Genomic DNA, 19,381 nt, shown 5'->3' with positions numbered 1-19,381 from the left:
GCGAAGGCGGCCTCTCCCGCTTTGGTCGAAGCTGTTGCGCCGGCCCGCCAGGGTTCGGGATTTTCCGCGGATATCAAGGGCTTGGACCGGACGTTAGACCCCGAAAAAGCCCCGTTCTTGCTTGCCTAGAAGGGCTGCTTCCTTTATCCGGTTGGCTGCCTTGCGTGCGGGCGGCTCCGGCTGCCGATTGGGCTGGGCGCAGGCGTGATCCCGGAAAAGTGGGCACCGGTTTTCCGCGAGGATCATGCCTTCTAGAGACAGATTGAACAGGATTACCCGCGAATGGCCAATGTTGTCGTCGTCGGCGCCCAGTGGGGCGACGAAGGGAAGGGCAAGATCGTCGACTGGTTGTCGGAGCAGGCGGATATCGTCGTCCGCTTCCAGGGCGGCCACAATGCCGGCCACACGCTGGTGATCAACGGCAAGACCTACAAGCTCGCGCTGCTGCCCTCCGGCGTGCTGCGCGAGGGCAAGCTGTCGGTGATCGGCAACGGCGTCGTGTTCGACCCCGCCGCCTTCCTCGACGAGGTCGCCAGGCTCAGGTCGCAGGGCGTCGATGTCGGCCCCGACAATCTGCGTGTCGCGGAAAACGTCACGTTGATCCTGCCGCTGCACCGCGAGCTCGACGCGCACCGCGAATCCGCCAGCGCCGCGACTGCGATCGGCACCACCCGCCGCGGCATCGGGCCGGCCTATGAAGACAAGGTCGGCCGCCGTGCCATCCGCCTGATGGATCTGGCCGATCATCAGACGCTGCCACACAAGATCGACCGCCTGCTGGCGCACCACAACGCGCTGCGCCGCGGCCTCAACCTGCCGGAATTCGACGGCGCGGTGATCCTGAAGGAGCTGATGGCGATGGCGCCGCAGCTGCTGCCCTATGCCGAGACGGTCTGGCGGCTGCTCGATATCGAGCGGCGCGCCGGCAAGCGCATGTTGTTCGAGGGCGCGCAAGGCGCGCTGCTCGACGTCGACCACGGCACCTATCCCTACGTCACCTCGTCCAACACGGTGGCGGCGCAGGCCGCGACCGGCGCCGGCCTCGGGCCGGGCGCGGTCGGCTACGTGCTCGGCCTGTGCAAGGCCTACACGACCCGCGTCGGCCAGGGCCCGTTCCCGACCGAGCAGGACAACGAGATCGGCCGCAAGATCGGCGAGCGCGGCCGCGAGTTCGGCACCAATACCGGCCGTCCGCGCCGCTGCGGCTGGTTCGACGCCGTGCTGGTCCGCCAGGCGGTCCGGACCTGCGGCATCAACGGCCTGGCGCTGACCAAGCTCGACATCCTCGATGGCTTCGATTCGATCGAGGTCTGCACCGGCTACAGGCTCGACGGCAAGGAGATCGACCATTTCCCGGCCGGCGAGGGCGCGCAAAGCCGGGTCGAGCCGATCTACGAGACCATCGAGGGCTGGAAGGAGCCGACCGCCAATGCGCGGTCCTGGGCCGACCTGCCGGCGCAGGCCATCAAATATGTCCGGCGGATCGAGGAATTGGTGGGATGTCCGGTCGCGCTGCTTTCCACCAGCCCGGAACGCGAAGATACTATCCTGGTGCAAAATCCGTTTGAGGCTTAACGATATCTTACCGGGACGCGCGTATAGTTGAGTAGAAATGGCTGATTACTATCCGCTGATCGCCCGCGCTATTGCCGCCCTGGACCCCAACGCTCCCGGCGAAAGCCGTCGCGCGCTCTATGAACGGGCGCGCACGGCCCTGATCGCGCAGCTGCGCAGCGTGCAGCCGCCGCTCTCCGAATCCGAGATCACCCGGGAACGGCTGTCGCTGGAGGAGGCCGTCCGCAAGGTCGAATCGGAGGCCGCCCAGCGGGCCCGCGAGGCCTCGCGTCCCGGTGGCGCCGCCCGCTCCGGCTCGAGTGGCGATGCCTTCCGCCGCGCCAGCACCCGTGCCACCGAGGCGAGCCCGGCTGCGGCTCCGCCGCGCACGCGTCCGGCCCCGACGCCGCCGCGCGCCGACCGCCCGTCCTTCAACGTTGATGATCAAGGCGAGGCCCCGCGGCCGCCGCGCGCGCCCCGTTTCGACGCCTCGCGCCCACCTGGCCCCGCCGCCCCGCCGCCGGAGCCGCCGGCCGGCCGCGATCGCCAGGGTGGGCGGCGTCCGCCCGACGTCGGCCCCCCGCCGCCGCTGCCGTCCTCACCCGGCGTGCGCGGCTTCCGCGACATCACGGCCGACGCCAACGATCTCGGCGGTGCCGCCGCGCAGGCCAGCCGCGCCGCGCGCCGCACCTACGCCAACGTGCCCTCGCCCTCGCCGGAATTCGACCGGCTGGAGCCGAGCCTGGAAAACCGCGCCGGCGAGACCGAAGCGCCCTATTCCTACGACGAGTCGATCGAGGAGGCCGAGCGCTACGCGCCGCAGCCGCCGTCGCCGCGTCCGCGCATCGCCCCCGATCGCGACGTCAAAAAGCGCGCCCGCACCGGCTCCGCCTTTCCGTTCAAGAGCGCGATTGCCGTCGGCATCGTGCTCATCCTGGTCGGCGCCGGCATCCTCTGGGGCAAGCAACTGGTCCAGATCGTCAACGGCTTTCTCAAGCCGTCCGCGACGCAAGTTGCTGACACGCCGACGACGCAGGCGCAGCCGCAGAGCAAGCCCAAGATTCCCGATCGCGTCGGTCAGCCCTCGGCGGACCAGCCGGTCGCGCCGGTGGCGCAGAAGGTCGTGCTCTACGACGAGGATCCGTCCGATCCGAAGGGCAAGCAATATGTCGGCTCGGTGGTGTGGCGGCTCGAGCCGATCAAGGCCTCCGGCAACCAGAAGGCCGACGTCGCCGTGCGCGCCGACATCGAGATTCCCGACCGCAAGTTCAAGATGACGATGTCGTTCCGCCGCAACACCGATTCCTCGTTGCCGGCGAGCCACACGGCGGAGCTGACCTTCATCCTGCCGCAGGATTTCCCCGGCGGCAGCGTCTCCAACGTGCCGGGCATCTTGATGAAGTCGAACGAGCAGGCCCGCGGCACGCCGCTCGCCGGCCTCGCGGTCAAGGTCACCGACGGCTTCTTCCTGGTCGGCCTCTCCAATGTCGATGCCGACCGCGCCCGCAACGTCCAGCTCCTGAAGGAGCGCTCCTGGTTCGACGTGCCGCTGGTCTACGCCAACCAGCGCCGCGCCATCATCGCCATCGAGAAGGGCGCCCCCGGCGAGCGCGCCTTCAACGACGCCTTCGCGCAGTGGGGCGATTGAGGCTCTTCTGTCATTCCGGGGCGCGCGTAGCGCGAACCCGGAATCCATTTCACCGCGTACATGCCGCCCGATGGATTCCGGGCTCGTGCTTCGCACGCCCCGGAATGACGTCCGAGAGGACTACTGCGCCGCGGCTTCCCGCTTGCGCGATGCCGCGGCGGCGGCGTGCTGGCGGTCCATCACGGCGCGGCAGCCGGGGCTGACCTGCGCCTTGTTCCGCACCATGCAGGCGGTGATCCGCGGGATGTCGGGAATCTCGCTGGAGCACAGCCGCATGGCGTCACCCGAGCACATCTGCTGGGCTTCTTGCGTGAAGGCGAGACTGGGTGAGGTCTGGAGAGCGAAGGTGGTGGCGACTGCGAAGAGCGAAGCGATGGTCTGAAGGCGTGTCATGTGGAATGGATCCCCGAGTTCCCTTAAGGCTTGAGCCGCTTGGTTTTGGGGCGCCGCACGCGGCTTGATCTGCCGCATGTCGCAGCCTTCACATCGGGAGCTTCGATCCCGCGTGTGGTCGCTCGACTTCTTGATGCTCGAATCGAAAGTGCTGCGCCGCCCGAGCGAAGTATGCGCCATTGTCACGCGCCCGCAATGGCCGGCACAAAGGAATTCGCAATTGTTGCACGCCAGTCACGTCGCGCGATCGGATCAGCCGATCGGAGACGCTTGTTCCTCATCGCTCGCGCCGAGAGCGGCGGCGTGCTCCTCGACAGCGGTGACGCCCTTGGGCGTCAGCTCGAACAGATCGCCGTCCTTCATCACGTAGCCGTCGGCGATCAATTGCCCCATCTTGCCCTGCCGGTCGTCGGCAAAGGCAACGGACTGGCTGATGTCCCGCAGGATCGAGAGCTCTTCGTCGTGCAACATGGCGTCACTCTCCGTTCGCGGGTATGGGTACGTCCTCACATGCCGTGGCTCTGAAACACCTTGCTGCAGGACTTCGACAGCTTGGCCCGGTTGGCTTGCAGGCAGCTCTGCACCGCGCCGTCATTGCCGAGGTCCTTGCGGCAGAAGCGCTGCGCATCGCGCGTGCAGGCCTGCCGCTCCTGCGGCGTGCCCATCTGGCCTTGGGCCAGCGCGGGTGCCGTCGGCAGGCTGCTCAGGGCCGCCAGCGCGATCGTCGCCAGGAGAAATTTGCGGGCCATCGGCGGCTCCAGTCTGCCAGGGGTCAATTCAGGTCCAGCATGAACTCATCGCCTTGCCACTTGTTCCCCTTAAGGAGCCCGGCGCCCGCTGTTCAAGGTTCCCGCTGCGCTGCTATAACGCCTGCAGAGTGTGAGGTGCTTGATGAAACGCTATCTGGTATTTGCGCTGGTCGTCCCATTCATCGGCGGGTTCCTACTGCTGCTGACGACGACCTACCAGTCCGGCTATTGGGCCCAGACCAACCTCGGCGAGGTCGGCAAGCTGTTCGCGGTGTTCTTCAAGACGCTCCAATACAGCTACCTGTTCGGGTTCTTGCCTGCGCTGATGATCGGCGCAGTCGATGACATCCTGATCCACATCCGCCGGATTGGGCCGGTCTTGCGGATGCTCCTGGTCGGCCTGTTCGCCTTCGCTCTGGCCTCGCTCACCCACAGCTCGCGCGGGCCGGATTCGGGCGCGGTGCAGTTCATCTTGTACGGGCTCGTCGGTTTCGTGCCGGCGGTGATTTCATCCTGGCTGGTGCATCGCTACGTCGAGGAGCCGCAAGCCGCGCCGGTGCCGACCTGACGCGCGGCGTTCGGGCGCGGCCGCAACCTCCGCCGCGCTGGCGCGTTCACTGAAGGCCATGGCCATGCAAGACGACGACATCCTCGCTCCGCGCAAATCCCGTTCCGGGAGCGGCCCGCATGCGCGCTTTTCGCGCGATGAGGCGCGCGGCCCGATCATCGACCAGGACGGCCACGAGATCAGGCCGGAAAGCCTGGAGCAGGGATTTCGCGAGTTTCGTTTCGAGTTCGGTCAAGGCAGCCCGTTCGGCAATCTGACGCGCGAGCAGCGGATCGCGCGGCTCGAGGCGATCGCCAAGCTGCTCGACGTCGCCTTCATCCTGCCCGGCACCAACATCCGCTACGGCATCGACGGGCTGATCGGATTGATTCCCGTCGTCGGCGACATCATCACCACCGCGATCTCGCTGTGGCTGGTGCGCGAAGCCCGCGCGCTGGGCGCGCCCTGGCACATCACGGCGCGCATGCTCGGCAATGTCGCGGTCGACGGCGTGGTCGGCCTGGTCCCGTTCGCGGGCGACGCCTTCGACGTCATGTTCCGCGCCAACACGCGCAACGTCCGCCTGCTCCAGCGCTGGCTGGAAAAGCAGCCGCGGATGTAGCCTGGCTGAGAGCGCTCGCCGCGAGTCCGATTGGTCGACAATGCGCTCGATCTTCCAGAGTCGTCATTGCGAGCGTAGCGAAGCAATCCAGAATCTTTCCGCGGAGGGACGCTGGGTGCTTCGCTGCGCTCGCAATGACGGATGAGAGATAGCGGATGAGAAAGCCCCAAACACAAAAGGCGCGACGACCTTTCGGCCATCGCGCCTTCTGCGCACATCGAACTTTGTTGCGAAAGCTTACGCCGCGTCGGCGTCGGTCTCCGCGGCCGGGGCCGGCTTGGGCCGGCGGGGCAGCGGGAAGGCATCGCTCTCGTACAGCGAGCGGATGCCGTTCTGGTCGAAGCGCGCTTCCTCGACCTGGAGATAGGCGCCGTTCAGCGAGTCCGTCGGCAACTGCTCCATCGCGAACTGCACGGCCTCGGCCGCAGTGCCGAACCGCCGATAGGTGAAGCCCGCACGCTTCTTCTTGCGGATGGCGGCGGGGAAGAGTTCGGCGGAGGTGTTGAAGTTGAACGGACGCAGTGGACGCATGGTCAAAGACCTCGTGATCTTCTCTGGGGCTTTAAGCGCGTGGGGTTGGGGAGGGCAGGGGCCGCAATCGAGCGGGCCCGCCGCATGTCGTTGTCGCCCTCTAATATAGGCCGATTTGACAAAAATGCGACCCCCGCGATGCGAGATGATGAATCAGCGCATGGCAGCCCCGCGGGGACGAAACCTATCGATATCTCAAAGGCTTATGTGACTTAAACTTTGCCAAGAAGCAGCAGCACGACCAGGATGACCAGCACGACCCCGCCGATCCCGATGCCGGAATGGCCAAGGCCATAGCCGTAGCCGCCGAACCGGCCGGACAGGCCGCCGACGAGATAGATGATCACCAGGATGATCAGGATGGTCCCAAGCGCCATGGCATCCTCCCTGGCGGCCACCGAAATGCGATGATCGGCCGCACCGCCAGAGCAGAAAAGCACATCGCGCCGCCGGGTTCCATGGGGGAACCCGGCGGCGGGCTTGGGTTTATTTGGGCTCGAGCTTCAGGGCCGCGGAATTGATGCAGTAGCGCAGGCCGGTCGGCCCGGGGCCGTCGGGGAAGACGTGGCCGAGATGGCCGCTGCATTTGGAGCAGAGCACCTCGGTGCGGATCATGCCGTGGCTGGTGTCCCGCTCCTCGTCGATGTGGCTCTCGATCGCGGGCTGGGTGAAGCTCGGCCAGCCGCAGCCGGAATCGAACTTGGCATCCGACTCGAACAGCACATTGCCGCAGCCGGCACAGACATAGGTGCCGGCACGGTGGTCGTGCTCATATTCGCCCGAGAAGGGACGCTCGGTCGCCTTCTCGCGCAGCACGGCGTATTGCATCGGCGTCAGCTCGCGCCGCCACTGCTCTTCACTCTTGATGACCTTGTCGTCGGTCGCTTTCGTCTTGGTGTCGGGCATGGGTCTCCCGTTGCTTTGGGGATCTCGCGATCAGTTGGTGGCCTTGCCGGCATTCACCAGCGTCGGCTTCTCGATGTAGTTATCCGCGAACAGCTTTTTCAGGTTCTCGACCTTCGGGATGTCGTTATAGACGATGTAGGGCTGGTTCGGGTGCAGCGTCAGATAATCCTGGTGATAGGCCTCCGCCGGATAGAACGCCTCCAGCGCGCCGATCTTGGTCACGATCGGCTTGTTGAACACCTTGGCGCCGTTGAGCTGGGCGATATAGGCCTCCGCGACCTTCTTCTGCTCGTCCGACGTGGTGAAGATGGCCGAGCGATATTGCGGGCCGACGTCGGGACCCTGGCGGTTGAGCTGGGTCGGGTCGTGCACCACCGAGAAGTAGATCTGGAGGATCTTGCCGTAGGAGATCTTCTTCGGGTCGTACTTGATCTCGACCACCTCGGCATGGCCGGAGCGGCCGCTCGACACGGTCTTGTAATCGGCGGTCGCCTTGGTGCCGCCGGCATAGCCGGAGACCGCGTTGACGACGCCTGCGGTGTGCTGGAAGACGCCTTGCACGCCCCAGAAGCAGCCGCCGGCGAGCACGGCGGTCTGGACGCCGCTCGCGGGCGCCGCGTCCAATGTAGGGGCTGGGATCACGACCGCCTCCTCCGCGGCCCGCGACGGCATCACGAAAGCCAGCGTCAGGGCGGTGGTTGCGGCGAGCAGGGTGGCGAGGGCGGTTCGGCGCATGGCATCCTCTTTCGGAAGGGCTGACAGTCTAGGGCGGTCGGGACCGGGCGAACAGCCTGCCCGGCCGCGTTTCGCATCATCCGAGATACGGGCCGTACCGCAGATTGTTACGCCGGGGCGGACACGAGACCGTGAGGACGCGGCTGACGCGGCGACGGGCCGGCTTGGCGGGATGCGGAACTCCGCGCTAGATGAACCGGCGCGATCGATGATCGACCAAATGGTGGCTGGAGCTGGCCTGACAATATGCTGCGCGTCGTACTCCTGATCCTGGCCGTCCTCGCCGCCGGCACTTGCTTTGCCGCGGCCGATCCCCGAGCCGGCGACGATCTCGCTTTGTGCCGCGACCGCCAGGCTGAGCTGCAGGCCCGCGCCGCCGCCTGCGAGAATCTGCTGAGCGCCGATCGCCTCACCGCCAAGGACAAGGCGATCGCCCTGTCCGCGCGTGGCAATGTCCTGCTCAACAAGCGCGACCATGTCCACGCGATCGAGACGCTGTCCATGGCCATCGACCTCGATCCCGACAACGTCGTCGCGCTCAACCTGCGCGGCCTCGCCTATGAGCGGAGCGGCCAGGAGGATCTCGCGATGGCCGACTACAATCTCGCGCTCCGGAAACGCCCGGCCTATGGCGTTCCCTACAACAACCGCGGCGTCATCCACGCGCGCCGCGGCGCGCTGCAGAGCGCGATCGACGATTTCAGCCTGTCGATCAAGTACACCCCGAAATTCCTGCTCGCCTGGACCAATCGCGCCCGCGCGCGCACGCTGTTGAAGGATTTCGACGGCGCCATCGCCGATTTCGCCGAGGCCGAGAAGATTGATGCGGCTGCGCCGCAGATCGCCGGCAACCGCTGCGTCACTTACGGCATGATGGGCAAGTTCGACCGCGCCCTGGCCGATTGCAATGGCCTGATCGAAAAGCAGCCCAGGAACGCGTTCGCGATCAACAACCGCGCCGACCTCAACATGATGAAGGGCGATCTCGACGCCGCGCTGAAGGATTACAACACGGTCATCCAGATCAACCCGAACAATGTCCGCGCCCATTCCGGCCGCGGCCAGATCTACGAGCGCAGGAAGGATCTCGCGCAGGCCCGCGCCGATTATCGCGCCGCCGCCTATTCGCTGACGAGGTTCGACGAGACCGAGGTTGCGCGCGCCCGCGCCATGGCGCAGGAGCGGCTCGCCGCCCTGACGCCGAAGGAGGCGGCGAGCGCGACGACCGGCCGTCGCGTCGCGCTGGTGGTCGGCAACGGCGCCTACAAGAACGTCCATGCGTTGCCAAATCCGCCGCGCGACTCGAAGCTGATCGCCGGCGTGCTGCGCGACCTCGGCTTCCAGACCGTGATGGACACCAGGGACCTCACCCGCGATGCGCTCTTCCAGACGCTGAAGGCCTTCGCCGAGGAAGCGGAAAAGGCCGATTGGGCCATGGTCTATTATGCCGGCCATGGTTTCGAGATCGGCGGGGTGAACTATCTCGTTCCGGTCGACGCCAAGCTCACCGCCGACAAGGACGCCGAGACCGAGGCCGTCGCGCTCGAGCAGGTGATCGCCGCGGTCGGCGCGGCGCGAAAAGTGCGCCTCGTGGTCCTCGATGCCTGCCGCGACAATCCGTTCGCGCCGGCCATGCAGCGCACGCTGTCGCTGAAGCTGGTCGAGAAGGGCTTTTCCAACATCGAGCCCGGTGCGGGCTTCATGGTCGTCTACGCCGCTAAGCACGGCCAGACCGCGATGGATGGCGATGGTAGCCCCAACAGCCCGTTCGCCACCGCGCTCGCGCGCGAGATCAAGCAGCCGAAGGTCGAGATCCGAAAATTGTTCGACATCGTCCGCGACGACGTCTGGGCCGCGACCAGGCACGAGCAGCAGCCGTTCACCTATGGGTCGCCGCCCGGGCGGGAAGATTTTTACTTCGTCGCGGGGAAATAGCCGCGCTCACGCCAGCGAATTGAACCAGTCGAACGCCGTCGCGTGTCCGTTCAGAACGGCCGCTTCGCCATAGAGGCTCGACAGGAACGTGCCGCGATGGCTTGCGCCATTGACCGCGACGCCCGCGGCGAAATGCCCGCCGGCGGCGATTGCGGGCCGCACCAGCCGGGGATGCAGCGCCTCATCGGCCAGCCCGTAGTAAAATCTGATCGGGGAATCGTACTGCCAGTACGTCGCACCATTGCCACCAAGGCGGCGCCCAATGCGCTGTTGGTCTCGTTGGTGAAGCGATCGAAGAAGCCTTCGACCAGGAAATCGCCGGCGGGCGGAATGCTCTTCGCGATCTCGCCCTCGAGGCTGTAATCGGACCAGTATTTCTCCGCGAAGGCTTGATATTGGGGCTTGACCGCCGTCTTGAACAAGTCGGTCAGCCCGTAGTAGCGGCGATAGCTGCCGAGCAGGACGATCAGGCAGGGTGTGATCCAGGCCGGCGGCATCGGGTAGGAGGTTTCCGAGGCCGGAATATAGGCCGTGGGGTTCGTCCAATAGTGAAAGCTCTCGGCGAGATCATTGAACGGACTCTGTGTGGCGGTCGCCCGCACCTTGATGCCGCGGCGCTGCAGCTCCTGTTTCAGCCACTGCGTGTTCAAGGCGCCTTGCGACCAACCGTTCAGGAACAGGTTTGATTGGCGCAGGCTCAGTGTCCGCAATTCGTGCAACCCTGCCGTCAGGATGTCGAGGCAGCATTGCACCGTCGCGCCCTTCACGGCATAGGCTTCGCTCCGACCGTTGCGATAAGGGCCCTTGCCGACATAATCGGCCGCGACGACCGCATAGCCGTTGCCGGCGAAGCGCTGGATATTGAACAGGGTCTCGATCGAATCGACTTTGTCGCGCAGCTCGTAATTTTCGTCCTTCAGCCGCAGCAGGTTCGACGGGACCTGGTCGAAGGAGAGGATCGTGCCGTGCTGCCATGACAGGAGCGGCAAGGTGCCGCGCGCGCCGACCGGAACCGCAAGCAGGCCGCTGACCTTGACGCGTTCTCCGGTATCCGGGATGCGCGTGAAGGTGACGATGCGCCGCAGCTCCACGTCGTTTCGTGCCGCATATCTTTCGGGAAAGGCAGCTGGCAGGATATTGCCTTCGTTGAAGACGGCGTAGAACTTTGCGGCCAGCGTATTGAGCCGTTCCTTGGAGACGCGCACAGGCTTGCCCGCATCCGTGCGTCGTACCTGCGCCGGCAAGCCAAAAGCGGTTTCCGGAATTGTGGTCGAGAGCGCAAGGCCCGCTGCCGCGCTTCCGGACTTGAGGAAGCTCCGGCGGCTCACTGCAACATCATCGAGCCGGCGATCGAGGTCGTCAGGCTTTGTCGCGCGCGAGGTCATGCGTTCCACTCCGAGGCAGATCGCAAGCTGATACAGCACAAAGCCTAGCGGGCGGTGAACGCACCTCGTCGTGGCTGCTCATTGTGAGGGTCCGTGGCCCGGATGAGCGCAGCTACAAGCGGCGGATATCGCTACGCTCATCCGCGCTACGGCAGCTTCATACCACCACGCTCAGCCGTTTCGCGGCACGCGTGATGCCGGTATAGAGCCACCGCGCCCGCGAATCCTGGAACGCAAAGCTCTCGTCGAACAGCACGACGTCGTCCCATTGCGAGCCCTGCGATTTGTGCACGGTCAGGACGTAGCCGTAGTCGAACTCGTCATAGGGCTTGCGCTGCTCCCAAGCGATCTGCTCGACGCCGCCCTCGAAGCAATCGGCGCGCACTGAGACCTTGGTCACCTTGTGACCGAAATCCTCATCCGGCGACAACCGCATTGAGAGGATGCGCGATTTCGATCGCGAGGTGTTGCGCGACTTGACGCGCCACAGGCCGCCATTGAACAGGCCCTTCTTGCGGTTGTTGCGCAGGCACACCAGCTTGTCGCCGGCGACCGGGAACTGGTCCTCGATGTTCTGGCGCTGGCGCACCCGCATGTTGTAGGCGCGGCGCGTGTTGTTGCGGCCGACCAGGATCTGGTCGGCGCCCATGACGCGATCGGGATCGAGCTCCTTGCGCGAGACGACCTCGCTCTCGCCGTAACGGCCAATGTCGAGTTCGCGTCCCTCGCGGACGTCCATCGACATCCGCACGATCGGATCGTCCTGGGCCTGGCGATGCACCTCTGTCAGCATCGCGTCCGGCTCGGAATTGGTGAAGAAGCCGCCGCCCTGGATCGGCGGCAACTGCGCGGGATCGCCCAGCACGAGGAGGGGACAGTCGAACGACATCAGGTCGCGCCCCAGTTCGGCGTCGACCATCGAGCATTCGTCGATCACGATCAGCTTGGCCTTGGAGGCGGGCGCGTCGTCCCACAGCTCGAAGCTCGGCTGCTCCTCGCCGGATTCGCGGGCGCGGTAGATCAACGAATGAATGGTGGAGGCGCCGTCGCAGCCCTTGTTGCGCATGACGAGGGCCGCCTTGCCGGTGAAGGCGGCGAACTTCACCTCGCCGTCGACGCCCTCGGCAATGTGCCGCGCCAGCGTGGTCTTGCCGGTGCCGGCAAAGCCGAACAGGCGGAACACCGGCGGCGTGCCGCCCCGTCCCGGCTTGGCCTTGAGCCAGTCGCCGACGGCCTTGAGCGCAGCATCCTGATGCGGGGTGAAAGTGGCCATGTCTGTCTTGAGGGAGCGGCGAATGAGGCGATTCGCCTTCCCCCAAACTAACCATTCGCCCCGCTGGTTCAAGCGCGGGCCCGTCGCATTTGAAGTCCGTTCTCGGCCGCCATCCTTCGAGACGCCCGCCTTTGGCGGGCCCTCAGGATGAGGGCTGAGTGCGCGGCGGCATTTTTGGCGGGCAAGATGCCGTTGAGCCTCATCCTGAGGAGGCTGCGAAGCAGCCGTCTCGAAGGACGAGGCGTTCACTGAGGCGTCGCCAAACCCTACTGCCAGCCGGGAACGCCGCGCATGTCGGGCAGCTGGTGGGCGATGCCCTTGTGGCAGTCGATGCAGGTCTTTTCCTTGGTGAAGAGGAAGCGCTGGTGCGCCACCGAGGCCCGCGGCGATTGCTTGGTGATGTCCATGGAATCAGCGCTGTGGCAGTTGCGGCATTCCAGCGAGTCGTTGGCCTTGAAGCGCGCCCATTCGTGCGCGGCGAGCTCGAGCCGGTGATCCTGGAATTTCTCGCGGGTGTCGATCGTGCCGAAGATCTTGCCCCAGACCTCCTTGGAGGCCTGCATCTTTCGCGCGATCTTGTCGGTCCAGTTGTGCGGCACGTGGCAGTCCGGGCAGGTCGCGCGCACGCCGGAGCGGTTGGTGAAGTGGACGGTCGACTTCAGCTCGGCGTAGACATTGTCCTTCATCTCGTGGCAGCCGGTGCAGAACTTCTCGGTGTTGGTGATTTCCAGCGCGGTGTTGAAGCCGCCCCAGAAGATCACGCCGGCGACGAAACCGGCCAGCACCAGGGTGCCGAGCGCGAACACCGAGCTCGGCCGGGTCAGCACCTGCCACAGCTCGAGCAGGAACGCCCGGCTGCGCGCGATGACGCCGCGCTTGGCATTCAGCTCGGCGTTGGGATCGTCGGCAGTCGTCGTCATCTGCGGCCACCCGGGCTTGCGCGTGACAGCAGCGTGTCGATGTCGGTGAAATCGTTGCTGACCGGAGGATTGGCGGTGTTCTGCGGCACGTGGCATTCGGTGCAGAAGAAGCGGCGCGGCGAGACCGAGGCCAGGAACTGGCCGTCGCGATCCATGAAGTGCGTGATCGACACCATCGGCGCCTGCGACTCCGCCGTGCGCGCCCGTGCATGGCAGGACAGGCATTTGTTGCCGTTGAGGTCGACCTGGTAGCCGTCGATATTGTGCGGGATGACGGGCGGCTGCTCCGGATAGTTGCGCACCTCCTTCTCGGAGGTGTTGCGGTTCGGCAGCATCGGCGGCGCCGGGCCCTCGTCGTTGAGCGGGGTCGGGCCGCGCAGGCCGGAGGTCACCGTCTGCGCCGTCAGCGAGCTCGTGCCCGCTGCGATCGCGAAGGCGAGCAGGATGATTGCGGATCGTTTCATCATGACATGTTCACCCGCTCGATGCGCACGGCGCATTTTTTGAAGTCGGTCTGCAGCGAGATCGGATCGGTGGCGTCGAGCGTCACCTTGTTGATCAGCTTGGATTCGTCGAACCAAGGCACGAAGACGAGGCCGCGCGGCGGCCGGTCGCGGCCGCGCGTCTCGACGCGGGCGCGGATGAAGCCGCGGCGGGAGACCACCTTCACCTCGTCGCCGCGGCGCAGCTTCGCCTCCTGCGCATCGTCCGGATGCATGAAGCAGACCGCTTCTGGAAAAGCCTTGAACAGTTCGGGCACGCGGCGCGTCATGGTGCCGGAATGCCAGTGCTCCAGCACGCGGCCGGTGGAGAGCCAGTAGGGATATTCGTTATCGGGCGATTCCGCCGGCGGCTCGTAGGGCAGCGCGAAGATGCGGGCCTTGCCGTCGGCATGGCCGTAGAACTGCACGTTGGTGCCCTGCTTGACGTAGGGGTCGCTGCCTTCGCGGAAGCGCCACTTGGTCTCCTGGCCGTTGACGACGGGCCAGCGCAGGCCGCGCTCCCGGTGATAGGTGTCGAACGACGCGAGGTCGTGGCCATGGCCGCGGCCGAACTGGGCATATTCCTCGAACAGGCCCTTGTGGACGTAGAAGCCGAACGCCTTGGATTCGTCGTTGGCATAGCCCGGCTCGATATCGGTGACCGGGAATTTGTCGACCTGGCCATTCTTGTAGAGCACGTCGAACAGGGTCTTGCCGCGATATTCCGGCTTCTTGGCGATCAGCTCCGCGGGCCAGACCTCCTCGATTCTAAAGCGCTTGGAGAACTCCATGAGTTGCCAGAGATCCGACTTCGAATCGCCCGGCGCGGGGACGAGCTGGTGCCAGAACTGGGTGCGCCGCTCGGCATTGCCGTAGGCGCCTTCCTTCTCCACCCACATCGCGGTGGGCAGGATCAGATCGGCGGCGAGCGCCGTCACGGTTGGATAGGCATCGGAGACCACGATGAAATTGTCGGGGTTGCGGAAGCCTGGATAGATCTCCTCGTTGACGTTGGGACCGGCCTGCAGGTTGTTGTTGACCTGCACCCAATAGGCGTTGATCAGGCCGTCCTTCAGCATCCGGCTTTGCAGCACGGCGTGCGCGCCCGGCTTGTCGGGAATGGTGCCTTCGGGCAGCTGCCAGATCTGCTCGGTGTGGTCGCGATGCTTCTTGTTGGTCACCACCATGTCCGCGGGCAGACGGTGCGAGAAGGTGCCGACCTCGCGCGCGGTGCCGCAGGCCGAGGGCTGGCCGGTCAGCGAGAACGGGCTGTTGCCGGGCGCGGAGATCTTTCCGGTCAAAAGGTGGATGTTGTAGACGAGGTTGTTGCACCAGACGCCGCGGGTGTGCTGGTTGAAGCCCATGGTCCAGAACGAGACCACTTTTGTCTTCGGGTCGGCATACAACTCGGCCAGCGCCTCGAGCCGGTTCAGCGGCACGCCCGACATTTGGGCGGCTTTCTCCAGCGTGTACTCCGACACGAACTTGGCGAATTCGTCATAGCTCATGTCGGTGGCGTCGTTGGGTTTCGCCGCGCCCGTCGCCTTCTTCTGCAGCGGATGCTCGGGCCGCAGGCCGTAGCCGATGTCGGTCTGGCCGCGCTTGAACACGGTATGTGCGGCAACGAAGTCCTTGTTGACGCGACCGGTCTTGATGATGTGGTTGGCGATGGCGTTGAGGATGTACAGGTCGGTGTGCGGCTTGAACACCATGCCGATGTCGGCGAGGTCGAACGAGCGGTGCTCGAAGGTGGAGAGCACGGCGACGCGGACATGCGGTGCGGACAGCCGACGGTCGGCGATGCGCGTCCACAGGATCGGATGCATCTCCGCCATGTTGGAGCCCCACAGCACGAAGGCATCGGTGGCCTCGATGTCGTCGTAGCAGCCGGCCGGCTCGTCGATGCCGAAGGTGCGCATCATGCCGGCGACCGCCGAGGCCATGCAGTGCCGGGCGTTTGGGTCGATGTTGTTGGTGCGGAAGCCGGCCTTGAATAGCTTGACGGCGGCATAGCCTTCCCAGATCGTCCACTGGCCGGAGCCGAACATGGCGACGCCGTTGGGGCCGCGCTTCTTGATCGCCTCCTTCCACTTCAGCTCCATGATGTCGAAGGCTTCGGTCCAGGTGACGGGCGTGAACTCGCCGTTCTTGTCGTACTTGCCGCCCGTCTTGCGCAGCATCGGCTGCGTCAGCCGGTCATGGCCGTACATGATCTTGGAGAGGAAGTAGCCCTTGACGCAGTTGAGGCCGCGATTGACCTCGGCCTTGATGTCGCCATGGGTGGCGACGACGCGGTTGTCCTTGGTCGCGACCATCACCGAGCAGCCTGTGCCGCAGAAGCGGCAGGCGGCCTTGTCCCATTTCAATTCGCTCTCCTTCCGCTCGGCGGCGAGGTTGGCGGCGAGCGCCGGTGCCGGCAGGCCGGCGGCGGCCGCGGCGATCGCGGCGGCCTCGAGCTTGAGCATCTGGCGGCGGTCGAGCTTCGGCGATGTCATGATGGCTCTTCCTGACTCAGGCGGTTTCAATGGCGTGGAAGACGAGCGCTGCGGAATAGACGTTCGGCAGCGACTGGATGGTGTTGAGCATGGTGCCAAGGCTGCCGGCATCCGCCGCTTCAGCCACGACGACGAGCTTTCCGCGCGCGTCGCGGGCATGAATCTCGCAGCCGGGAAGCGCTGCGATCTCCGCTTCCAGTTCGGCAAGGCGCTCGGGCCGCGCCTGCACGATGATGCTGGCGATCTCGGCGCCCGGCGGCGCGATGACGCGGTCGGCGCTGAGCATCCGGCCGGTGATCAAGGCGCGGCGGTTGAGTGTGGCGTGAGCCATGATGCCTGTCTTTCGCTGGTTGCCGGTCAATGCGGGGAGGGCGGCGGGCCGGGAGGGCCGGCGAACATCTGGTAGATCCAGACGCCAAGGCCGTAACTGCCGACGGTCCCGACCGCGAGCACGGGCATCACGATCGCGGTCAGGAACAGGAAGGCGAAAATCTCCATGCGCTTACGGCGCACGCGCGACGTCGTGTCGTCAGGGGCCGACATATTCGGTCTCTAGAAGCTGTGGGGAATCGTGACGGCATCCGGGCCGTCGCCTTGCTGCACTTTAGATACGTTCCACCCGACAGCGCGTTGATTTGGATCAATGTCGGTTGGCTGCTTCTCGCTGCGCCGGAGGATGGATCGTCTCCCACGTGGCGGAATTGCGCATCCGTAGACAGCGTCGCCTCGCGCATTAAGATGCCGTTAACAACAATAAGCGGGAGAGCGACGCCATGAAGTTCGGCATCTTCTACGAGCTGCAGCTGCCGCGGCCCTGGGCGGCCGGCGACGAACTCGCCCTTTATCAGAATGCGCTCTCGCAGATGGAGCTCGCCGACAAGCTCGGCTACGACCATGCCTGGGTGGTCGAGCATCACTTCCTCGAAGAATATTCGCACTCGCCCTCGCCGGAATCGTTCCTGGCTGCCGCAAGCCAGCGCACCAAGAACATCCGGCTCGGCCACGGCATCCTCCAGCTCACCACCAATCATCCGGCGCGGGTTGCCGAGCGCGTCGCAGTGCTGGATTTGCTCAGCAACGGCCGCTGCGAGTTCGGCATGGGCGAGAGCGCCTCGATCACCGAGCTGGAGCCGTTCGGCCGCGACATGGAGACCAAGAAGGAGGTGTTCGAGGAGGCGGTCGCGTCCATCTTCCCGATGTTTAAGGACGCAGGCTCAGAGCATCACGGCAAATATTTCGACATCCCCTTGCGCAATGTCGTGCCCAAGCCGGTGCAGAAGCCGCACCCGCCGCTGTGGATGGCCTGCTCGCAGCTGCCGACCATCGAACGTGCCGGCCGCCACGGCTTCGGTGCGCTCGGCTTCCAGTTCGTCAGCGCCGATGCCGCGCACGCCTGGGTGCACGCCTATTACAACGCGATCACCAAGCGGCTGCACAAGCTCGCCGACTACGAAATCAACCCGAACATGGCGCTGGTCTCGTTCTTCATGTGCGCCAAGACCGACGAGGAGGCGCGTGCCCGCGCCGACGGCGCCACCTTCTTCCAGTTCGCGCTGCGCTTCTACGGCGCCGCGCAGAACCGCCAGCGCCCCGCGCCCTACACCGTCAACATGTGGGACGAGTACAACAAGTGGAAGCGCGACAATCCGCAAGCCCAGGAGGCGGCGCTGCGTGGCGGCCTGATCGGCTCACCCGACACGATCCGCAAGAAGCTGAGGCGCTTCCAGTCCTCGCACATCGACCAGGTCATCCTGCTCAACCAGGCCGGCAAGAACAGCCACGAACATATCTGCGAATCGCTGGAGCTGTTCGGCAGCGAGGTGATGCCGGAGTTCCAAAACGATCCGGCGCAGGCGGCCTGGAAGCAGGGGGTGATGAGCGGCGAGATCGAGCTGGAAGAGATCGATACCGAGGCCTTCACCGATCGCTACGGCAAGCTGGCGATCAACGTGGCCCCCGCGAAGGCGGCGGCGGGGTAGCCTGTAAGCAACGACAGGTCCTGCTTCCTGGCGCTGAAGCCGGTGCGGTGAGCCGCGCATCAGTGCGGCGTTTTGACCCGGAGCAGACCTTTCGAACCCTTCCGCATCCAGTAATGGCTAGGCGGCCGAGGTCGCGCGCCGTTGCGCTGCTTCACGCATATCGTCGTCCCAGCAAGCGCCCAAGCGGCGCGAGGAACGATTCAACACAGCGTGAGTTCGACCTCAAATCCAAGAAACAAAGCAAGAGGGTAACGCGATGACACGATCCGTGGAGGAATTGAGACGGGAGTCCGAGCGTAGCCGCGCGGAGCTGGCGGCAACGGTCGGACGGTTGAAGGAGCAGATATCGGACACCGCCGAGGACATTCGCCACAAAGTCTCGCCGCAGCACATCAAATCCGAAGTCACCGAATACGTCAGCCACAAGACCCAGAGCTGGGTCGAAGGGCTCAAGCAACAGATCATGGACAACCCGATGGGCGCAGTGGCCGCGGGCGCCGCAGTGGGCGTTCCGTTGCTTCGGTTGGTGCGAGGTACGCCGTTGCCACTTCTCATGATCGGCGCAGGACTCGCCCTGACCTCGAAGACGGTGCGCGATCGTGCTGCAGACGTCACCGGCCCGGTCTTGGACAAAGCCGGGCACATGCTTGAGGGGGTGGCCGAGGGCGCACGGGCGATGCAGGGTGATGCCAAGGAGACGCTGTCCTCCGCGCAAAGCCGAACCGCTGGCATGGCTGATGACGCGCAGGAGAAGGCCGCCGGCATTGCCGCTGATCTGCGGGAGAGCGCGGCGCGTGCTGCCAGTTTTGCGAGTGAAAAGCTCAAGAGTGGCATGAATGCAACCAGGGATGCCGCCGCGAGCGCGCCTGACCAGGCCCGGCAGGCCATTGGCGACAATGCTGCGCTCATCGGCGGCCTGGGCATCGCGATCGGCGCCATCATTGCGGCTGCTCTTCCCGAGACCAAGGTCGAAGCTAAGGTTATGGGCCGGACGAGCGACGGGGTGAAGCAGGCTGCTGCCGCCGCGGCGCAATCCGGGTTCGAGGCCGCGAAAGACGCCACCACGTCGGCGGCCGATGCTGCGGTGCAAAGGGTCGCCGATGCTGATCTCGGCACCCATGCCAGCCGCATGACGCAGAACATGGCGGACACTCTGAAGGAGGCTGCGGACGACGTGGTCAAAGCTGCCTTTAGCCCCTCTCAAACCAACACCTGAAGGAAACCATC

21 protein-coding genes are annotated in these 19,381 nt (G+C 65.3%); 7 read left to right on the top strand and 14 right to left on the bottom strand.

The window, feature by feature from the left end; all coding sequences use genetic code 11:
• Positions 1 to 282: 282 nt before the first annotated feature.
• Together I6F20_RS11490 and I6F20_RS11485 are read left to right on the top strand one after the other, a co-directional pair.
• Complete coding sequence (locus I6F20_RS11490; protein ID WP_035998896.1) at positions 283 to 1,575, top strand: adenylosuccinate synthase; 1,293 nt, start codon at positions 283 to 285, stop codon at positions 1,573 to 1,575.
• 37 nt (positions 1,576 to 1,612) lie between these two features.
• Entirely contained in the window at positions 1,613 to 3,202 is a 1,590-nt protein-coding gene (locus I6F20_RS11485) for a hypothetical protein (protein WP_225126253.1), read from the top strand.
• A 120-nt stretch (positions 3,203 to 3,322) separates the two neighbouring features.
• Here the strand turns inward: I6F20_RS11485 and I6F20_RS11480 are convergent, their stop codons facing one another.
• From I6F20_RS11480 to I6F20_RS11470, 3 genes are all read right to left on the bottom strand, one after another.
• Positions 3,323 to 3,595 carry a hypothetical protein gene (locus tag I6F20_RS11480; RefSeq protein ID WP_035998968.1) on the bottom strand — a complete coding sequence of 91 codons (273 nt, stop codon included), beginning with the start codon at positions 3,593 to 3,595 and terminating at the stop codon, positions 3,323 to 3,325.
• Between the two features lie 252 nt (positions 3,596 to 3,847).
• Positions 3,848 to 4,066: a PIN domain-containing protein gene (locus I6F20_RS11475; protein ID WP_192893089.1), complete on the bottom strand. Its 219-nt coding sequence runs from the start codon at positions 4,064 to 4,066 to the stop codon at positions 3,848 to 3,850.
• A gap of 35 nt (positions 4,067 to 4,101) precedes the next feature.
• Positions 4,102 to 4,344: a hypothetical protein gene (locus I6F20_RS11470; protein ID WP_225115171.1), complete on the bottom strand. Its 243-nt coding sequence runs from the start codon at positions 4,342 to 4,344 to the stop codon at positions 4,102 to 4,104.
• A 142-nt stretch (positions 4,345 to 4,486) separates the two neighbouring features.
• Here I6F20_RS11470 and I6F20_RS11465 point away from each other — a divergent pair, with 142 nt between their 5' ends.
• Both I6F20_RS11465 and I6F20_RS11460 read left to right on the top strand, forming a co-directional pair.
• Complete coding sequence (locus tag I6F20_RS11465) at positions 4,487 to 4,912, top strand: DUF5413 family protein (protein WP_035998913.1); 426 nt, start codon at positions 4,487 to 4,489, stop codon at positions 4,910 to 4,912.
• A gap of 58 nt (positions 4,913 to 4,970) precedes the next feature.
• Positions 4,971 to 5,513: a DUF4112 domain-containing protein gene (locus tag I6F20_RS11460; RefSeq protein WP_225126252.1), complete on the top strand. Its 543-nt coding sequence runs from the start codon at positions 4,971 to 4,973 to the stop codon at positions 5,511 to 5,513.
• 237 nt (positions 5,514 to 5,750) lie between these two features.
• Here the strand turns inward: I6F20_RS11460 and I6F20_RS11455 are convergent, their stop codons facing one another.
• The 4 genes from I6F20_RS11455 to msrA all read right to left on the bottom strand — a co-directional run bounded on the left by I6F20_RS11455 (position 5,751) and on the right by msrA (position 7,685).
• A complete protein-coding gene (locus tag I6F20_RS11455; protein ID WP_024337713.1) occupies positions 5,751 to 6,044 on the bottom strand; it encodes a hypothetical protein in 294 nt (97 codons plus the stop codon).
• Between the two features lie 212 nt (positions 6,045 to 6,256).
• Positions 6,257 to 6,421 carry a DUF3309 family protein gene (locus tag I6F20_RS11450; protein ID WP_035998916.1) on the bottom strand — a complete coding sequence of 55 codons (165 nt, stop codon included), beginning with the start codon at positions 6,419 to 6,421 and terminating at the stop codon, positions 6,257 to 6,259.
• 109 nt (positions 6,422 to 6,530) lie between these two features.
• Positions 6,531 to 6,950, bottom strand: a complete 420-nt coding sequence (gene msrB, locus I6F20_RS11445) for a peptide-methionine (R)-S-oxide reductase MsrB (RefSeq protein WP_109142549.1) — start codon at positions 6,948 to 6,950, stop codon at positions 6,531 to 6,533.
• A 30-nt stretch (positions 6,951 to 6,980) separates the two neighbouring features.
• Entirely contained in the window at positions 6,981 to 7,685 is a 705-nt protein-coding gene (gene msrA, locus I6F20_RS11440; RefSeq protein WP_057028015.1) for a peptide-methionine (S)-S-oxide reductase MsrA, read from the bottom strand.
• Positions 7,686 to 7,931: 246 nt separating this feature from the next.
• Between msrA and I6F20_RS11435 the strand changes: the two genes are divergently transcribed.
• Positions 7,932 to 9,620, top strand: coding sequence for a caspase family protein (locus I6F20_RS11435; protein ID WP_225126250.1), 1,689 nt, complete (start codon positions 7,932 to 7,934; stop codon positions 9,618 to 9,620).
• A gap of 50 nt (positions 9,621 to 9,670) precedes the next feature.
• On the opposite strand, the gene I6F20_RS11430 is transcribed toward I6F20_RS11435, so the two are convergent.
• The 7 genes from I6F20_RS11430 to napE all read right to left on the bottom strand — a co-directional run bounded on the left by I6F20_RS11430 (position 9,671) and on the right by napE (position 16,718).
• Positions 9,671 to 11,005, bottom strand: a complete 1,335-nt coding sequence (locus I6F20_RS11430; RefSeq protein ID WP_225126248.1) for an alpha/beta hydrolase family protein — start codon at positions 11,003 to 11,005, stop codon at positions 9,671 to 9,673.
• 157 nt (positions 11,006 to 11,162) lie between these two features.
• On the bottom strand, positions 11,163 to 12,278 hold the full coding sequence (locus I6F20_RS11425; protein ID WP_035998929.1) for an ATP-dependent DNA helicase: 1,116 nt from the start codon (positions 12,276 to 12,278) through the stop codon (positions 11,163 to 11,165).
• A 266-nt stretch (positions 12,279 to 12,544) separates the two neighbouring features.
• On the bottom strand, positions 12,545 to 13,198 hold the full coding sequence (locus tag I6F20_RS11420) for a NapC/NirT family cytochrome c (RefSeq protein WP_035998932.1): 654 nt from the start codon (positions 13,196 to 13,198) through the stop codon (positions 12,545 to 12,547).
• Positions 13,195 to 13,665, bottom strand: coding sequence for a nitrate reductase cytochrome c-type subunit (locus I6F20_RS11415; protein ID WP_035998936.1), 471 nt, complete (start codon positions 13,663 to 13,665; stop codon positions 13,195 to 13,197). The genes I6F20_RS11420 and I6F20_RS11415 overlap by 4 nt, the downstream gene beginning before the upstream one ends.
• A complete protein-coding gene (gene napA, locus I6F20_RS11410) occupies positions 13,662 to 16,175 on the bottom strand; it encodes a nitrate reductase catalytic subunit NapA (protein WP_225126246.1) in 2,514 nt (837 codons plus the stop codon). Before napA ends, I6F20_RS11415 begins: the two co-directional genes overlap by 4 nt.
• Positions 16,176 to 16,191: 16 nt before the next feature.
• Positions 16,192 to 16,506: a chaperone NapD gene (locus tag I6F20_RS11405; RefSeq protein WP_035998976.1), complete on the bottom strand. Its 315-nt coding sequence runs from the start codon at positions 16,504 to 16,506 to the stop codon at positions 16,192 to 16,194.
• A gap of 26 nt (positions 16,507 to 16,532) precedes the next feature.
• Positions 16,533 to 16,718 (bottom strand): periplasmic nitrate reductase, NapE protein, encoded by a 186-nt coding sequence (gene napE, locus I6F20_RS11400; protein ID WP_018318384.1) that lies wholly within the window; start codon positions 16,716 to 16,718, stop codon positions 16,533 to 16,535.
• 230 nt (positions 16,719 to 16,948) lie between these two features.
• Here napE and I6F20_RS11395 point away from each other — a divergent pair, with 230 nt between their 5' ends.
• Both I6F20_RS11395 and I6F20_RS11390 read left to right on the top strand, forming a co-directional pair.
• The gene (locus tag I6F20_RS11395; protein WP_225126243.1) at positions 16,949 to 18,154 is read left to right on the top strand and encodes an LLM class flavin-dependent oxidoreductase; all 1,206 of its coding nucleotides are present in this window, start codon (positions 16,949 to 16,951) and stop codon (positions 18,152 to 18,154) included.
• Between the two features lie 256 nt (positions 18,155 to 18,410).
• Positions 18,411 to 19,370, top strand: a complete 960-nt coding sequence (locus I6F20_RS11390; RefSeq protein ID WP_225126240.1) for a DUF3618 domain-containing protein — start codon at positions 18,411 to 18,413, stop codon at positions 19,368 to 19,370.
• The last annotated feature ends 11 nt before the right edge of the window (positions 19,371 to 19,381 follow it).

It is taken from the genome of Bradyrhizobium sp. IC3123 (assembly GCF_020193625.1).
In the GTDB taxonomy this organism is placed as follows: Bacteria; Pseudomonadota; Alphaproteobacteria; order Rhizobiales; family Xanthobacteraceae; genus Bradyrhizobium; species Bradyrhizobium yuanmingense.
This window is presented reverse-complemented; position numbering and strand designations above follow the sequence as displayed.

Coding starts and splice junctions, on each gene's coding strand:
- I6F20_RS11475 (WP_192893089.1), bottom strand. CDS start 4,066: ATGTTGCACGACGAAGAGCTCTCGATCCTGCGGGACATCAGCCAGTCC.
- msrA (WP_057028015.1), bottom strand. CDS start 7,685: ATGCGCCGAACCGCCCTCGCCACCCTGCTCGCCGCAACCACCGCCCTG.
- I6F20_RS11425 (WP_035998929.1), bottom strand. CDS start 12,278: ATGGCCACTTTCACCCCGCATCAGGATGCTGCGCTCAAGGCCGTCGGC.
- I6F20_RS11390 (WP_225126240.1), top strand. CDS start 18,411: ATGACACGATCCGTGGAGGAATTGAGACGGGAGTCCGAGCGTAGCCGC.
- msrB (WP_109142549.1), bottom strand. CDS start 6,950: ATGCCCGACACCAAGACGAAAGCGACCGACGACAAGGTCATCAAGAGT.
- I6F20_RS11415 (WP_035998936.1), bottom strand. CDS start 13,665: ATGATGAAACGATCCGCAATCATCCTGCTCGCCTTCGCGATCGCAGCG.
- I6F20_RS11395 (WP_225126243.1), top strand. CDS start 16,949: ATGAAGTTCGGCATCTTCTACGAGCTGCAGCTGCCGCGGCCCTGGGCG.
- I6F20_RS11450 (WP_035998916.1), bottom strand. CDS start 6,421: ATGGCGCTTGGGACCATCCTGATCATCCTGGTGATCATCTATCTCGTC.
- I6F20_RS11405 (WP_035998976.1), bottom strand. CDS start 16,506: ATGGCTCACGCCACACTCAACCGCCGCGCCTTGATCACCGGCCGGATG.
- I6F20_RS11430 (WP_225126248.1), bottom strand. CDS start 11,005: ATGACCTCGCGCGCGACAAAGCCTGACGACCTCGATCGCCGGCTCGAT.
- I6F20_RS11470 (WP_225115171.1), bottom strand. CDS start 4,344: ATGGCCCGCAAATTTCTCCTGGCGACGATCGCGCTGGCGGCCCTGAGC.
- I6F20_RS11490 (WP_035998896.1), top strand. CDS start 283: ATGGCCAATGTTGTCGTCGTCGGCGCCCAGTGGGGCGACGAAGGGAAG.
- I6F20_RS11435 (WP_225126250.1), top strand. CDS start 7,932: ATGCTGCGCGTCGTACTCCTGATCCTGGCCGTCCTCGCCGCCGGCACT.
- I6F20_RS11420 (WP_035998932.1), bottom strand. CDS start 13,198: ATGACGACGACTGCCGACGATCCCAACGCCGAGCTGAATGCCAAGCGC.
- I6F20_RS11460 (WP_225126252.1), top strand. CDS start 4,971: ATGGCCATGCAAGACGACGACATCCTCGCTCCGCGCAAATCCCGTTCC.
- napE (WP_018318384.1), bottom strand. CDS start 16,718: ATGTCGGCCCCTGACGACACGACGTCGCGCGTGCGCCGTAAGCGCATG.
- I6F20_RS11480 (WP_035998968.1), bottom strand. CDS start 3,595: ATGACACGCCTTCAGACCATCGCTTCGCTCTTCGCAGTCGCCACCACC.
- I6F20_RS11455 (WP_024337713.1), bottom strand. CDS start 6,044: ATGCGTCCACTGCGTCCGTTCAACTTCAACACCTCCGCCGAACTCTTC.
- napA (WP_225126246.1), bottom strand. CDS start 16,175: ATGACATCGCCGAAGCTCGACCGCCGCCAGATGCTCAAGCTCGAGGCC.
- I6F20_RS11465 (WP_035998913.1), top strand. CDS start 4,487: ATGAAACGCTATCTGGTATTTGCGCTGGTCGTCCCATTCATCGGCGGG.
- I6F20_RS11485 (WP_225126253.1), top strand. CDS start 1,613: ATGGCTGATTACTATCCGCTGATCGCCCGCGCTATTGCCGCCCTGGAC.